This is a genomic window from Streptomyces sp. NPDC015130 (assembly GCF_043080005.1).
GTDB lineage: Bacteria > Actinomycetota > Actinomycetes > Streptomycetales > Streptomycetaceae > Streptomyces.
Map to the genome: position 1 here is coordinate 292,525 of NZ_JBIBVC010000010.1, position 14,935 is coordinate 307,459.

A 14,935-nucleotide genomic window follows, 5' to 3' on the forward strand; every position below is an offset into this window, starting at 1 on the left:
ACTGGGACCGGAGAACCGAACCGACCGACGGGGGCGGCGATGAGCGCGAAGAGCCGCAGGACATCCACCACGACGCAGCGAAAGAACCCACCCATGTGCCAGCACCAGCCTGCCTGTCCCACCGCCGACTCCAACGACCGGGAGGCGGCCCGCCTGACGGCGCACCATCCGGAACAGGGCTGGAGCCTGCTGTGCAACGGCGTCCTGCTCTTCGAGGACACCGGTGAACTGCTGCCGGACGGGCAGATCATCGCCCCGCACCGGCCGCTGACGGCCGGACAGGTGACGACCGCCGCCTGAGCACGGGAGCGGACGACACCGTACGAGGGAGAAATGCCGAGGGCCGGCCCGGAGGAAGATCCTCCGAACCGGCCCTCGACGCGCGCTCAGCGGGTCATGCTCAGTGGTCGTACTCGTCCATCGGCGGGCAGGAGCAGACCAGGTTCCGGTCGCCGAAGGCGCCGTCGATGCGGCGGACCGGCGGCCAGTACTTGTCGGCGGCCGAGACACCGGCCGGGAAGACCGCCTCGTCACGGGTGTAGGCGTGGTTCCACTCGCCGCCCAGCGCGGCCGCGGTGTGCGGGGCGTTGTGCAGCGGGTTGTCGTCCGCGGGCCACTCGCCCGAGCCGACCTTGTCGATCTCGGCACGGATCGCGATCATCGTGTCGCAGAAGCGGTCGAGCTCGGTGAGGTCCTCGGACTCGGTGGGCTCGATCATCAGCGTGCCGGCCACCGGGAAGGACATCGTCGGCGCGTGGAAGCCGTAGTCGATCAGGCGCTTGGCGATGTCGTCGACCGAGACGCCCGTCTCCTTCGAGATCGGACGCAGGTCCACGATGCACTCGTGGGCGACCAGACCGGCCGGACCGGTGTAGAGGACCGGGAAGTGCGGCTCCAGGCGCTTGGCGATGTAGTTCGCCGCGAGGACGGCGACCTGCGTGGCGCGCTTGAGGCCCTCGCCGCCCATGAGGCGGACGTACGACCAGGAGATCGGCAGGATGCCGGCGGAGCCCCACGGGGCGGCCGAGATCGGGCCGACGCCCGTCTCCGGGCCGGCCGTCGGCTGCAGCGGGTGGTTCGGCAGGTACGGCGCGAGGTGCGCGCGGACGCCGACCGGGCCGACGCCCGGGCCGCCGCCGCCGTGCGGGATGCAGAAGGTCTTGTGCAGGTTCAGGTGCGAGACGTCGCCGCCGAACTTGCCCGGCTTGGCCAGACCGACCAGCGCGTTGAGGTTGGCGCCGTCGACGTACACCTGACCGCCGGCCTCGTGGACCTCGGCGCAGATGTCGGCGACGTGCTCCTCGAAGACGCCGTGCGTGGACGGGTAGGTGATCATCAGCACGGACAGCTCGTCGCGGTACTGCTCGATCTTGGCACGCAGGTCCGCGACGTCGACCTCTCCGTCGTCGGCGGTCTTGACGACGACGACCTTCATGCCGGCCATCACGGCGGAGGCGGCGTTGGTGCCGTGCGCGGAGGACGGGATGAGGCAGACGGTGCGCTGGAGGTCGCCGTTGGCGCGGTGGTAGGCGCGGACGGCCAGCAGACCGGCCAGCTCGCCCTGCGAACCGGCGTTGGGCTGGATCGACACCTTGTCGTAGCCGGTGACCTCGGCGAGGCGCTCCTCCAGCTCGGTGATGAGCGTGACGTAGCCCTGCGCCTGGTCGACCGGGGCGAAGGGGTGGATCTGGCCGAACTCGGGCCAGGTCACCGGCTCCATCTCGGTCGTCGCGTTCAGCTTCATCGTGCAGGAGCCGAGCGGGATCATGCCGCGGTCGAGCGCGTAGTCGCGGTCGGCGAGCTTGCGCAGGTAGCGCAGCATCGACGTCTCGGAGCGGTGCGCGTGGAAGACCGGGTGGGTCAGGTAGGCGTCGGAGCGCAGCAGTCCGCTGGGCAGCGTGTCCTCGGCGGCGGCGTCGAGGGCCGCGATGTCGCCCTCGACACCGAAGGCGGCCCAGACGGCGGCGAGCTGCTCGCGGCCGGTGGTCTCGTCACAGGAGATCGAGACGAGGTCGGCGTCGACGCGGTAGAGGTTCACGCCGGCCTCGCGGGCGGCGGCGACGACCTCGTCGGCCTTGCCGGGCACCCGGACGGTCAGGGTGTCGAAGTACGAGCCGTGCACGACGTCGACACCGCCGGCGGTGAGGCCCGCGGCGAGGATCGTGGCGTAGCGGTGGGTGCGGAGCGCGATGCCCTTCAGGCCCTCCGGGCCGTGGTAGACGGCGTACATGCCGGCCATCACGGCGAGCAGCACCTGGGCGGTGCAGATGTTGCTGGTGGCCTTCTCGCGGCGGATGTGCTGCTCGCGGGTCTGGAGCGCCAGGCGGTACGCGCGGTTGCCGTCGGCGTCGACGGAGACACCCACGAGGCGGCCGGGCAGGGAGCGGGCGTGCTTGTCCTGGACGGCCATGTAGCCGGCGTGCGGACCGCCGAAGCCCATGGGGACACCGAAGCGCTGCGTCGTACCGACGGCGATGTCGGCCCCGAGCTCACCGGGCGAGGTGAGCAGCGTGAGCGCGAGCAGGTCGGCGGCGACGGTGACGATGGCGCCGAGCTCGTGGGCGGCGTCGATCAGCGGCTTGATGTCGCGGACGGCACCGGAGGCGCCCGGGTACTGGAGGAGCACACCGAAGACGCCGCGCTCGGCGACCTCGGCCGGAATGCCGTCGCTCAGGTCGGCGACGACGACCTCGACACCGGTCGGCTCGGCACGCGTCTCGATGACGGCGATCGTCTGCGGCAGGGCGTCGGCGTCGATGAGGAAGACACCGTTCTTGACCTTGCCGACGCGCCGGGCGAGGGCCATGGCCTCGGCGGCGGCGGTGCCCTCGTCGAGCAGGGAGGCACCGGAGGTCGGCAGACCGGTCAGGTCGGCGACCATGGTCTGGAAGTTCAGCAGGGCCTCCAGACGGCCCTGGGAGATCTCCGGCTGGTACGGGGTGTAGGCGGTGTACCAGGCCGGGTTCTCCATGACGTTGCGGAGGATCACCGGCGGGGTGAACGTGCCGTAGTAGCCGAGGCCGATCATCGGGGCGAGGACCTGGTTGCGGTCCGCGAGGGTGCGGAGCTCGGCCAGCACCTCGGCCTCGGTGCGCGCGGCCGGCAGGCCCAGCGCCTCGGCGTTCTTGATCACGTCCGGCACCGCGGCGGCCGTGAGCTCGTCGAGCGAGCCGTAACCGACCTGGGCGAGCATCTTGGCCCGCGCCTCGGCGTCGGGCCCGATGTGCCGCTGCTCGAACGGGATGCCCTGCTCGAGCTCGGAGAGCGGAATGCGGTTGGCGGTCATGTACGGAGGCCTCCTGGTCGTCACGACCTGCGAGGGGCACCACGGCGCGGGTACCCGGACGGCCTCCCCCTCTGTCATCTCAACCTGAGAGTTTCACCGGCACGCCTCGCGGCACACCGGCTTTCACCGTCGGTGAGAGCGCATGCCGTCGGACACCGCTCTGCTTTCCAGAGTGACCTCGTCCGCGCGGTACAGGGGCCTGAGAGATTCCGGGGAGGATTTGCTCCTTCGGCGCCCTCCGAAAGGTTTCTCCGGGGGACTCTCCCGCACAGGGTCGACAGCCACAGCCAGCCTACCAGCGCGGTTGCGGCTGGTGTCGCTCAAGTGGCCGACATCCCACTTGTGCACTTTGGTAGAGGTGCAGAGCAGTTGCGACCAGTTGGAGGGACCGTGCAGACCGACATCGATCCGCGCAGCCTGATCGGCCGCAAGGCGTTCGACCGGAACGGAAACAAGATCGGAACCGTGGACGAGGTGTACCTGGACGACGCGACCGGCGTCCCGGAGTGGGCGGCGGTCCGCACGGGTCTGTTCAGCCGGGACGCCTTCGTCCCCCTGGAACCGAGCGACCTGCTCGAAGACGGCCTTCACATCCCCTTCGAACGCGCGCTGATCAAGGACGCCCCGGACTTCGGCGTGGGCCGCCACCTCTCCCCCGAGCAGGAACTCCAGCTCTACCGCCACTACAGCCTCACGCTCCCCCCGGCCCCCCAAACCCCCCAGGACACCGACTTCGGCCGCCTGGCAGGCCAAGAGGGCCCCTGAACCCCCACAGAGCCGATCCTCCGCCGGAAGACCGGCCCGACAAGCCGCATACGCCCACCCCCGGCAACGGCCCGAAACCCCCGCGGGCAGGTTCCGCACCTCTGCCCACGCACCCGTACAGGCGGGCCGTCGCACCCACAGGCCCCATCGCGCCCGCAGCCGCCAATGGCGCGAAACCCCCACAGGAAGACCGGCACCTCTGCCCGCCTTCCTGCACGGGTGGTGCGGGTGGGATCCCCGGCCCGGCCGCAAGGCCGGGCGCACCTCCACCACCCGCTCCGGCACACCGCACAGGCACCCGCACCGGCGCCCCGCCCCCGCCCTCACGCCCCCGCCCGGCACTCCCCCCGCACCAAGGGCAGCGGCTCCGAAGGCTCCAGCTCCGGATCGTCCACGGAGAACGTCCGTACGCGCCCGGGCGCCGACCACGGGTCCTCGAACCGCACCGTGACCCGCCCGACCCCGCTCCCCTGCACCCACCCCGCCCCGTGCACCGCGTGCCGTACGTCGTGCCCCGGCGCCCACCGCCGCTCGGCGGCGACGCCCCCACCGGCCTCGGGCGCGTCCGGGACCCCGGAACCGGCGCCGTCGGCGCCCGCCACGGGCTCCGCCGCCGCCACCCCGGCCATCGCCGCCCGCTCCTCCTCCGCCTGGGCGAAGAGGTCCTCCTGCGTGTAGTCCGCGAGCCCGCTGACGCCGACCCCGAGCAGCCGGACGCCCCCGGTCGTGTCGACCGCCTCCAGGAGCCGCCCGGCGGCCTCCCGCACGACGACCGGGTCGTCCGTGGGCCCCCGCAGCGTCTCGGACCGGGTCAGCGTCGAGAAGTCGTACCGCCGCACCTTGAGGACGATGGTCCGCCCCGAGTGCCCCGAGGCCCGCAGCCGCGCCACGCACCGGTCGGCGAGCCGCTCCACCTCGGTCCGGATCCGCACCCGGTCGTGCAGGTCGACGTCGAAGGTGTCCTCGACCGACACCGACTTGGCGTCCCGCTCGGCCACCACGGCCCGATCGTCGTACCCCTGGGCCATCCGGTACAGCGAGGCCCCGTGCGCCCGTCCAAGGAGCCGTACGAGCTCGTCCTCGCCGGCCTCGGCCAGGTCGGAGACGGTGGTCATCCCGGCACGCCGCAGGTGCTCCCCGGTCGCCGGCCCGACCCCGGGCAGGATCCGCACGGACCGCGGCCCGAGGAGCTCCCGCTCCGTGCCCGGCTCGATGAGGACGAGCCCGTCCGGCTTGGCCTCCTCGGAGGCGATCTTCGCGATCATCTTGGAACCGGCGAGCCCCACCGATCCCGTGAGCCCGGTGGTCGCCAGGATGTCGGCCCGCAGCCGCTGCCCGACGGCCCGCGCGCCCGCGCTGTCGTCGGCGAGGCCCCCGGCCTCCAGGTCGACGAAGGCCTCGTCGAGGCTGAGCGGCTCCACGAGCGGCGAGAGGCGGCCGAGCAGCTCCATGACCTGCTCGCTGATCGACCGGTAGAAGGCGAAGCGCGGCACGAGATACGCGGCGTTGGGCGCGAGCCGCCGCGCCTGGCCCATCGGCATGGCCGAGTGGACCCCGAAGCGGCGCGCCTCGTACGAGGCGGTGGCGACGACCCCGCGCGGCCCGAGGCCGCCGACGACCACGGGTTTTCCGCGCAGGCTGGGCTTCGCCGCCTGCTCGGCGGCGGCGAAGAACGCATCCATGTCGAGATGCAGGATCGTCGGCGCGGCTCTCACACTTCCGATGCTGCCCCATGCCACTGACAACGGGCCGCCGACGACTCGACGAACAACGGAATCCCGAGCACCCTCAGCCCCCGCGACAGACCTTCACCCGAGCCACAGACCGGTGCAGCCGGTACGACCTCACGCCTGTACCGCTCCCCCGGGAGTGAGCGGCCTCAGACAGCCCGGTCCCGCCGGCGCCTGGCCAGCTCGTCCCCCGGATTGTGGCCGACGAGCGTCTCGCCCGTGTCGACCCGCTCCCCGTGCAGCTGCGAGAGCGCCGCCTCGACGTCACGCCAGACGACACCGACGGCGATCCCGAAGACCCCCTGGCCGCCCTGGAGGAGGTCGACGACCTCGTCGGGCGAGGAGCACTCGTAGACCGTGGCGCCGTCGCTCATGAGCGTCATACGCTCCAGGTCGCGGAAGCCCCGGGCGCGCAGGTGCTGCACCGCCGCCCGGATGTTCTGCAGGGCCACCCCGGTGTCGAGGAAACGCTTGACGATCTTCAGCACGACGACGTCGCGGAAGCTGTAGAGCCGCTGCGTCCCCGATCCGTACGCGGGCCGCACGCTCGGCTCGACGAGCCCGGTGCGGGCCCAGTAGTCCAGTTGGCGATACGTGATGCCGGCGGCCGCGCAGGCCGTGGGGCCGCGGTAACCGATCGTGTCACCCGCCGGGCCCGTACTCGCGTCCGCCCCGAAGTCGCCCACACTGCCGTGAAGCGGATACGGACCGGACTCCCCGGACACGCGTCCGAGCGAGCTCCCTGCCGTACCGTCCGCGCTGCTCATCACGCCGACCCTCCGTCCTTGACCTGCCCACACGAAGGTAGGCAGTCACTCGGGGTGCGTCAACGATCGCCACACTCGGCACGCCGAGTGATAATCACCCTGAGAGTGGTTTGCCGTGTCTCTCCCCGGGGAAAGGCTACTCGAATGCTCTGACGGCATCCCGCGAACGGCCTTCTGGGCCGGCCCGTACGACCGGCCCCGCAAGCGGCCTCTCCGGCCGCACGTCTCACTGACTGTTGGTCCCGAAGTCCTCCGGTGAGATCTGGTCGAGAAACTCGCGGAACTTCTCCACCTCGTCCTCCTGCTCGTCCGGAATCGCGATACCGGCGTCGTCCAGCACCCCGTCACTGCCGTAGATCGGCGTTCCGGTGCGCAGGGCGAGTGCTATCGCGTCGGACGGCCGGGCGCTCACCTCGACGCCGCTGGCGAAGACCAGCTCGGCGTAGAAGACCCCGTCACGCAGATCCGTGATGCGGACCTCGGTGAGCTCCTGCCCCACGGCCTCCAGCACGTCCTTGAACAGGTCGTGCGTCAGCGGCCGCGGAGGGGCCATCCCCTGCTGGGCGAAGGCGATCGCGGTCGCCTCACCCGGTCCGATCCAGATGGGGAGGTACCGATCGCCTCCCACTTCCCGCAGGAGCACGATCGGCTGGTTGGAGGGCATTTCCACCCGGACACCCACAACGTCGAGCTCGTTCACACAGCAACCCTAGGACGTGCCCGACCGGTTTGGATAGTCGGGCCCGTCCAAGATCACGGGAGCCGGATGCCCAGAGCCGCCTGCACGAAGGCCGCGTGAAGCCGCACGGAGAGCTCGGCGAGCTCCTTCGCGGTGGCCTCCGCATGTGCTCTGGTCTGCGGATTACGGTGCCGGCGCAGCGGCGCGACCATCTGTTCCAGCAGTCCGGCCTCGCGGTCGGCGGCCGCCTTCACGCCCCGCAGGTGCCGAGGTTCGAGACCGAATCTCCCCAGATCCGCGACAAGTCTGGCGACGGTGACGGCCTCCGCGTCGTAGCCGCCGCCCCGCACCTCGGCGAGGAGACCGAACGACTCCCACTCGGTCAGCTCGGCCTCGGTGACCTCCGCGGCGGCGAGCAGCTCGGCCCGGCCGATGCGCGCGGCGGTGGGCCGCTCCCCGTCCTGCTCCCAGGGGCCGTCGAGCAGCTCTCCCCGGCGCCCGGGCGCCGGGAGGCTGACCTGCTCGCCCCGGGCGAGAGCGTCGAGATGCTCACGGATGACCTTCAGCGGAAGATAGTGGTCCCGCTGCATCCGCAGGATCTGAGCGAGCCGCTCCACGTCCTGCGGGCTGAACTTCCGGTACCCGGACGCCGTCCGCCGGGGCTCCACGAGCCCCTCGGCCTCCAGGAACCGGATCTTGGAGATCGTCACTTCGGGAAATTCGTCGCGCAGCTGGTTCAGCACCGTGCCGATGCTCACCAGCCGGTCGCCCTCGGTGGCGGTGCCGGATCCGGCACCGCCCGTCGGTGTTCGCAGCATGGACCTTCCCTGAAGGCTTCTCCGAGGCGTCACACGCCCCGCTGGCTCGAATAGAAGACCAGCCGGTACTTGCCGATCTGCACCTCGTCGCCGTTGGACAGCACGACCGAGTCGATCGGCTCACGGTTGACGTACGTGCCGTTGAGGCTGCCGACATCGGCGACGGTGAAGCTGCCGTCCTGCGCCCGCCGGAACTCGACATGGCGCCGGGAGACGGTGAAGTCGTCCAGGAAGATGTCGCTCTGCGGGTGACGGCCGGCCGTCGTGAGCTCTCCGTCGAGCAGGAACCGGCTGCCGGAGTTCGGCCCCCGGCGCACCACGAGGAGCGCGGAACCGAGAGGCAGGGCCTCCACGGCGGCGAGCGCCTCAGGGGAGAGCGACGGGAGCGCGGTCTGGCCGGTGACCTCCGCGTCGTACGCCTCGAGCCCCGAGATGGAGATCGTCGACGTCGTCTCGGACGCACGCTCGGCGGGGACCCCGCCCCGCAGCGGCGTACCGCAGTGGGAGCAGAAGCGGCTGTCGGCCGCGTTGCGGTGACCGCACCTCGTACACACCGGCATGGACGCATCCTCCTGCCGCGGCATCCCCGCGGAGGTCTGTGTCGCATACGGGTCGGGGGTGAACCCTCCACCCGTACTTGAGGTTGATGGTTCCCCGAAACCTATGCGTCCGGCCCCGGCGGGGTCAACAGAAGACGCGCCCGGCGCGCCCGAAATGTCACCGCCCTGACCGTCGACCTCATCACGGAAGAGCGGGCGCTCGCCGCCCTGCTCCTCGCTCTGGGCATGGCGCGGCGCGCGGTGCCTGGCGTTGCCGCCGTCCTCGCGTGCGCTCTTGCCGAACAACTTCGCAAACAACTTCACGGGCGATTCCCCTTGACCGAAACAGACCCGCCCGTGGGGCAGGACGAACCGAAATCCCTCACACCTGCCGACCCGGACACCTTCACAACGTCCGTATCCTCCGGACAGTTTCCACCACGCACCACCGTTGTGGTGCGCCGACCCCCCGCAACGTCTTGCCCTTGTCGCGGGACCCCCTCGTCCCCCGTCTCACTGCGAGGACGACTGAGCGTAGTCAGGCCGCTTCGCGGGTCGCAAGGCATCGACGACGATCTTCGCCGACCGCTCCACCGTGGCTGTGGCCTGCTCCTTCTCCAGGGTCTGCACGACACCGCCGGGGATGTTGAGCGCGGGCTCGAGATCCTCCGGCTTGCCGATGACCTTGAAGACGTACGGAGCGGCCACCTTCGTTCCATCGATCCGCATGTCATCACCGCTACCGGTGAAATAGGTGTCCGCGACCACCCGCACGCCGTTGACCTGGATCGCCTCGGCGCCCGCGGCGCGCAGCTCCTGGATGGCGTCGAGCAGCATGTCGGACTCGACGGCCCCGGTCGGATCGCCGACGGTCAGGGTGATCCCCGGCCCCTCGGCGGCGACCGTGCCGGCCAGGATCCCGAGCTGCTGCTCCTTCTCCTGGGTCTGCTTGCGGGCCTCCTCGGCCTGGTCCGAGCTGGACTCCAGCTCGGTGCGCTGCTTCTCCAGGCGCGCCTTCTCGTCCTCCAGGCGCTGCGTGCGGTCGTCGAGCTCGTCGAGGATCCGCACCAGGTCCTCCTGCCGCGCGCCGCGCAGCGCGCTGTTCTCGCTGGTCGAGGAGACCTGGATGGCCAGGCCCAGACCGAGGACGAACAGCAGCAGCGCGACGATGAGTTGGGCCCGGGTGACCCGCGGCGGCCACAGGGCGTCGGCGAGCCTGCGCCGCCCGCTCGGTTGGGCGCCTGCGGGAGCGGCAGGTGGGGCGGACACGTCCGCGGCCTCGTCGCCGTGCTCCGCGCCCGTGCCCTCCTGCGGAAGCTGCGGGACCTGCGGCTCACGGGGCTGCGCGGAGGGTGCCTCGGCCGGACGCGACCGTTCGGGCTCCGGCGAACCCTGCGGCTCGACGGGGCTCTGCGCTCCCCGCGCCCCCTCCGGGGAATCCGTGGAATCCGAGCGTTCCGAACGCTCCGAGGAATCCGAGGGCTCCGAGCTCTTCGAGCCCTGCGGAGTCTCCGGATCCCGCGGGCTCCGGGACTCGTCGGGGTTCTCGGACATCTGAGGGTCCTGGTCGTCGCTCATCGGCCTCACGCCCGGAACACGTGGCGCCGGATGGCGGCCGCGTTGGAGAAGATCCGGATGCCGAGCACGACGACCACACCGGTCGATAGCTGCGCGCCCACGCCCAGCTTGTCGCCGAGGAAGACGATCAGCGCGGCCACGACCACGTTCGAGAGGAACGACACCACGAAGACCTTGTCGACGAAGATCCCGTCGAGCATGGCCCGCAGGCCGCCGAAGACCGCGTCCAGGGCGGCGACCACGGCGATCGGAAGATAGGGCTCGACCACCGCCGGCACCTCGGGCCGGACCAACAGTCCGACCACGACTCCGACGATCAGGCCCAGTACGGCGATCACGATGTGCCCTTCCCTGTGTCGGCCGTGGCCCGACCGGACGGCGTCGCCGCCCCGGCCCCCCTCGGCTCTGCTGTACGTACGGTCAGGCTCGGCGCGGCCGGCAGGCGTACGTCGCCCTCGGCCGAGATGCTGCTCCTGATCCCGAAGTTCTCCACGAGCGCGTGCAGGTACTGCCCGTCGGCGCTGTCCTGGAACGCTGTGCTCAGCCGTTGTCCGTCCCCGATCGCGAGGACGGTGTACGGCGGCACCAGCGGCTTGTTGTCGACCAGTATGGCGTCACCGGCGGCCCTGATCGCGGAGAGCGACGTCAGCCGCTGGCCGTTGATCGAGACGGCCTCGGCACCGGACTCCCACAGACCGTTGACCACCCGCTGCATGTCCCGGTCGCGGACGCGGCCCGTGTCGGAGAACCCGCTGCTCTCGCGCGGCCCCCCGCCCCCGGTGTCGGTGCCCTTGGCGTCGTCGACGACCAGCTTCACCCCGGGGCCGTGCACCGGGGTCGCGCCCGAGAGCAGGGCGACGAGCTCGGCCTGGTCCCCGCCGTGCTGCTCCAGCGCCTGCCGCTGCCGCTGCCCGACCTCGGTCCGGATCTGCTCGACGTCACGCTCCAGCCGGTCGGCGGCCGAGGTCTCCCCCTCGATCCGGTCGATCAGCTCCTGCCGCTCCTTGGCCACCACCGGCGCCGAGATCCGCGCCTCGGCGGCCCCCACAGTCACCACGGCGGCGGCGAGCAGGAGGCCCGCGGCGACACCGAGCTTGGCCCGCAGGTTACGGGGCAGACCGCCGCCCTCGGCCTCGCGCCGGGCCGTGGCCTCCGCGTAGCCGTCGTCGAGCGCGTGGTCGATCACGTTGTTCAGCAGCGACATCGACGCGTCCGGGCGCGGCGGCGGTGATCCGGTGCTCCGAACGGGGGGCTGCTGCGACATGCCGCACATCGTCGCACGTCGCACGGCCTACCACCGAATGGCCCCCGTAAAGAGCCGGGAGGCGCCCCCACGGGCGCCCCCCGGCCTGGTGGTCCGTTCCGTCAGCGACCCGCGCTCTCCACCACCACGGTCCACTCGTCGAGCAGCGCCTGCGCGGAGGCGTCGTCGGGGCCTTCCGCCCACAGATGGGTGACGGCCTCCGCAGGGTCGGGCAGCACCATCACCCAGCGCCCGTCGGCCTCGACCACCCGCACACCGTCGGTGGTGTCGACGGACCGGCTGCCGGCCGCCTCCACCACCCGCCGCATGACCAGCCCCTTCACGGCCCACGGGGTCGCGATGTCCTTCTTCAGGACGTGGGCCCGCGGAATCCGCGCGTCGATCTGGCTCAGCGTGAGCTGGGTCCGCGCGACGAGACCGATGAGCCGCACGAAGGCGGCGGCACCGTCGAAGACGCTGCTGAACTCGGGCACGATGAACCCGCCGCGCCCGTCACCGCCGAAGATCGTCGACTCCTCCCGGCCGACCCTCGTGAGGTCGTCGGGCGAGGTCGTCGTCCACTCCACCTGCGTGCCGTGGTAGGCGGCGACCTGCTCGGCGATCCTCGTGGTCGTCACGGGCAGCGCGACCCGTCCCGAACGCCGCTCGGCCGCCACCAGGTCCAGCATCACCAGCAGCGCGCGGTCGTCCTCGATGATCCGCCCCCGCTCGTCGACGAGCGAGAGCCGCTCGCCCACGGGGTCGAACCGCACGCCGAACGCCGCCCGCGCCGACGCGACGATCTCTCCCAGCCGCACGAGCCCGGCCCGCCGGCTCTCGGCCGACTCGGTTGGCCGCGACTCGTCGAGCCCGGGGTTGATCGTCAGCGAGTCCACCTGAAGCCGGCCCAGAAGGCTCGGCAGGACGAGGCCGGCACTGCCGTTGGAGGCGTCCACGACGACCTTGAGCCCGGCCTCGGCGATCCCGGTGGTGTCGACGTTCCGCAGCAGCGACCCGGTGTACGAGTCGAAGACGCTCGCCGGGAAGGACAGATCGCCGATCTCACCGGGGAAGGCCCGCCGGTACTCCTGCCGCGCGAACACCCGGTCCAGCTTCCTCTGCCCGGCCTGCGAGAGATCCGCCCCGCGCTCGTCGAAGAACATGATGTCCACGGAGTCCGGCACCCCCGGCGAGGTCCGGACCATGATCCCGCCGGCACTGCCGCGCGCGGTCTGCTGCCGGGCAACGGGCAGCGGTACGTTCTCCAGGTCCCGTACGTCGATGGCACTGGCCTGCAGCGCCGAGATCACCGCCCGCTTCAGCGCCCTGGCACCACGGGAGTGGTCACGGGCCGTGGTGACGGTCGCCCCCTTCTTGAGCGTCGTCGCATAGGCGCCGGCGAGCCGTACGGCCAGCTCCGGGGTGATCTCCACGTTGAGGATGCCGGACACCCCGCGCGCCCCGAAGAGGTGCGCCTGCCCCCGGGACTCCCAGATGACCGAGGTGTTGACGAAGGCACCGGCCTCGATCGTCTTGAAGGGATAGACCCGGACGTTCCCCTGCACGATCGATTCTTCACCGACGAGGCACTCGTCCCCGATCACGGCGCCGTCCTCGATCCGGGCGGCCCGCATGATGTCGGTGTTCTTGCCGATGACACAGCCGCGCAGATTGCTCTGCTGCCCGATGTAGACGTTGTCGTGCACGACGGCCTTGTGCAGGAAGGCCCCGCTCTTGACGACCACGTTCGAACCGACGACGGTGTGCTCGCGGATCTCCGCCCCGGCCTCGACCTTGGCGTAGTCCCCGATGTAGAGCGGCCCTCGAAGCACGGCGTCCGGATGGACCTCGGCGCCTTCGGAGACCCAGACTCCGGGTGAGATCTCGAAGCCGTCGATGTCGACCTGGACCTTGCCTTCGAGGACATCGGCCTGGGCCTTCACATAGCTCTCGTGAGTGCCGACGTCCTCCCAGTAGCCCTCGGCGACATAGCCGTAGATCGGCTTGCCCTCCTTCATGAGCTGAGGGAAGACGTCACCCGACCAGTCCACCGAGACATCGGCCGCGACGTAGTCGAAGACCTCGGGCTCCATCACGTAGATACCCGTGTTCACGGTGTCCGAGAAAACCTGTCCCCAGGTCGGCTTCTCCAGGAAACGTTCGACCTTTCCCTCTTCGTCCACGATGGTGATCCCGAATTCCAGCGGATTCGGGACCCGGGTGAGGCAGACAGTGACGAGGGCGCCCTTCTCCTTGTGGAAGGCGATGAGATCGGTCAGATCGAAATCTGTGAGCGCGTCCCCCGAGATGACGAGAAAAGCGTCGTCCTTCAACGCTTCTTCGGCATTCTTCACACTGCCCGCTGTGCCGAGCGGCTTCTCCTCGTTGGCGTACGTGAGCTCCATCCCGAGCTCTTCGCCGTCGCCGAAATAGTTTCGGACGAGGGAGGCGAGAAACTGCACGGTGACGACGGTCTCGTTGAGACCGTGCCTCTTGAGCAGTCGTAGGACGTGCTCCATGATCGGCCGGTTTGCCACCGGCAGAAGAGGCTTGGGCATGCTCGAGGTCATGGGGCGAAGTCGGGTTCCTTCGCCACCGGCCATCACGACGGCCTTCATGTCGGAAGCGTCCTCCTTGAAGAGACGACGGTCCTGCCGACTTCACCTGTCCGCTCGGTGGCCCTTCGGCGTCCTCGATCCTGCCGGCGACGTTGCTCGGCACGGGACGGACGGGCTCAATCGGCCGCGGTATCCGCCTTCACGAGTCGACGGACCTGGACCACGTAGAGGATCCCTGCCCACCAATACAGAGTTGTACCCCATCCGGCGAAGGCCCACCCGAAAACTTCAGCGAGTGACGAGAGCCAGCCCGTTCCGTCACTGAGAAGCAGCAGCGGGAAGGCGTACATCAAGTTGAATGTCGCAGCTTTCCCGAGGAAGTTCACCTGCGGCGGCGGGTAGCCGTGCCGGCGGAGGATTCCCACCATGACCAGCAGCATCGCCTCGCGCGCCAGCAGAGCGGCGGTCAGCCAGAGCGGCAGGATCTCGCGCCAGGTGAGCCCCACGAGTGTGGACAGGATGTACAACCGGTCGGCGGCCGGGTCGAGCAGCCGGCCGAGGTTGCTGATCTGGTTCCACCGCCGGGCGAGCTTGCCGTCGAGATAGTCGCTGACGCCGCTGAGCATCAGGACGAGCAGAGCCCAGCCGTCACTGTTGGGGCCGCCGAACTCCGGACGGAGAATGAGCCACAGAAACAGCGGCACGCCGAGAAGACGCGCCATGCTGAGAATGTTGGGGATGGTGAGGACCCGGTCGGTCTGAACGCGAGTCTCCTGGACCTCCACCCGGGGGCCTCCTGCTGGGACGATGCCGACGTTGCCCCCTGACCCTACCCGCAGCCAGGACGCGCCCGTGCACAGGGTCCCGACTGCCGGCCGAACGCAAAAATGCCTCAACCCCCGGAATAAATCCGGGGGTTGAGGCTAAAAATTGTTCGGCGGCGTCCTACTCTCCCACAGGGTCCCCCCTGCA

13 protein-coding genes and 1 riboswitch are annotated in these 14,935 nt (G+C 70.4%); of the genes, 2 read left to right on the forward strand and 11 right to left on the reverse strand.

What is annotated here, in order from left to right; translation table 11 throughout:
* Positions 1-93 precede the first annotated feature (93 nt).
* The gene (locus ACF08F_RS22860; protein ID WP_390486625.1) at positions 94-300 is read left to right on the forward strand and encodes a DUF5999 family protein; all 207 of its coding nucleotides are present in this window, start codon (positions 94-96) and stop codon (positions 298-300) included.
* Between the two features lie 100 nt (positions 301-400).
* Here ACF08F_RS22860 and gcvP read toward each other — a convergent pair whose 3' ends face one another.
* On the reverse strand, positions 401-3,286 hold the full coding sequence (gcvP, locus tag ACF08F_RS22865; RefSeq protein ID WP_392300374.1) for an aminomethyl-transferring glycine dehydrogenase: 2,886 nt from the start codon (positions 3,284-3,286) through the stop codon (positions 401-403).
* A 177-nt stretch (positions 3,287-3,463) separates the two neighbouring features.
* Positions 3,464-3,563, reverse strand: a riboswitch (glycine riboswitch).
* 113 nt (positions 3,564-3,676) lie between these two features.
* Between gcvP and ACF08F_RS22870 the strand changes: the two genes are divergently transcribed.
* Positions 3,677-4,051: a PRC-barrel domain-containing protein gene (locus tag ACF08F_RS22870; RefSeq protein WP_392300375.1), complete on the forward strand. Its 375-nt coding sequence runs from the start codon at positions 3,677-3,679 to the stop codon at positions 4,049-4,051.
* Between the two features lie 323 nt (positions 4,052-4,374).
* Here ACF08F_RS22870 and ACF08F_RS22875 read toward each other — a convergent pair whose 3' ends face one another.
* From ACF08F_RS22875 to ACF08F_RS22920, 10 genes are all read right to left on the reverse strand, one after another.
* Positions 4,375-5,766, reverse strand: coding sequence for a DNA polymerase IV (locus ACF08F_RS22875; RefSeq protein WP_392300376.1), 1,392 nt, complete (start codon positions 5,764-5,766; stop codon positions 4,375-4,377).
* 164 nt (positions 5,767-5,930) lie between these two features.
* Positions 5,931-6,548, reverse strand: coding sequence for a MerR family transcriptional regulator (locus ACF08F_RS22880; RefSeq protein ID WP_392300377.1), 618 nt, complete (start codon positions 6,546-6,548; stop codon positions 5,931-5,933).
* A gap of 226 nt (positions 6,549-6,774) precedes the next feature.
* Positions 6,775-7,248, reverse strand: a complete 474-nt coding sequence (locus ACF08F_RS22885; RefSeq protein ID WP_015032172.1) for a bifunctional nuclease family protein — start codon at positions 7,246-7,248, stop codon at positions 6,775-6,777.
* Between the two features lie 53 nt (positions 7,249-7,301).
* Complete coding sequence (locus tag ACF08F_RS22890) at positions 7,302-8,045, reverse strand: MerR family transcriptional regulator (protein WP_392300378.1); 744 nt, start codon at positions 8,043-8,045, stop codon at positions 7,302-7,304.
* Positions 8,046-8,074: 29 nt separating this feature from the next.
* Positions 8,075-9,016, reverse strand: a complete 942-nt coding sequence (locus ACF08F_RS22895; protein WP_392300394.1) for an FHA domain-containing protein — start codon at positions 9,014-9,016, stop codon at positions 8,075-8,077.
* Positions 9,017-9,097: 81 nt separating this feature from the next.
* Complete coding sequence (locus tag ACF08F_RS22900; RefSeq protein ID WP_392300379.1) at positions 9,098-10,138, reverse strand: DUF881 domain-containing protein; 1,041 nt, start codon at positions 10,136-10,138, stop codon at positions 9,098-9,100.
* 29 nt (positions 10,139-10,167) lie between these two features.
* On the reverse strand, positions 10,168-10,500 hold the full coding sequence (locus tag ACF08F_RS22905) for a small basic family protein (RefSeq protein ID WP_015032176.1): 333 nt from the start codon (positions 10,498-10,500) through the stop codon (positions 10,168-10,170).
* Entirely contained in the window at positions 10,497-11,426 is a 930-nt protein-coding gene (locus ACF08F_RS22910; RefSeq protein ID WP_392300380.1) for a DUF881 domain-containing protein, read from the reverse strand. Before ACF08F_RS22910 ends, ACF08F_RS22905 begins: the two co-directional genes overlap by 4 nt.
* A 101-nt stretch (positions 11,427-11,527) precedes the next feature.
* Positions 11,528-14,023, reverse strand: coding sequence for a sugar phosphate nucleotidyltransferase (locus ACF08F_RS22915; protein WP_392300381.1), 2,496 nt, complete (start codon positions 14,021-14,023; stop codon positions 11,528-11,530).
* A 116-nt stretch (positions 14,024-14,139) separates the two neighbouring features.
* Positions 14,140-14,748: a CDP-alcohol phosphatidyltransferase family protein gene (locus ACF08F_RS22920; RefSeq protein WP_024756906.1), complete on the reverse strand. Its 609-nt coding sequence runs from the start codon at positions 14,746-14,748 to the stop codon at positions 14,140-14,142.
* Positions 14,749-14,935: the final 187 nt, after the last annotated feature.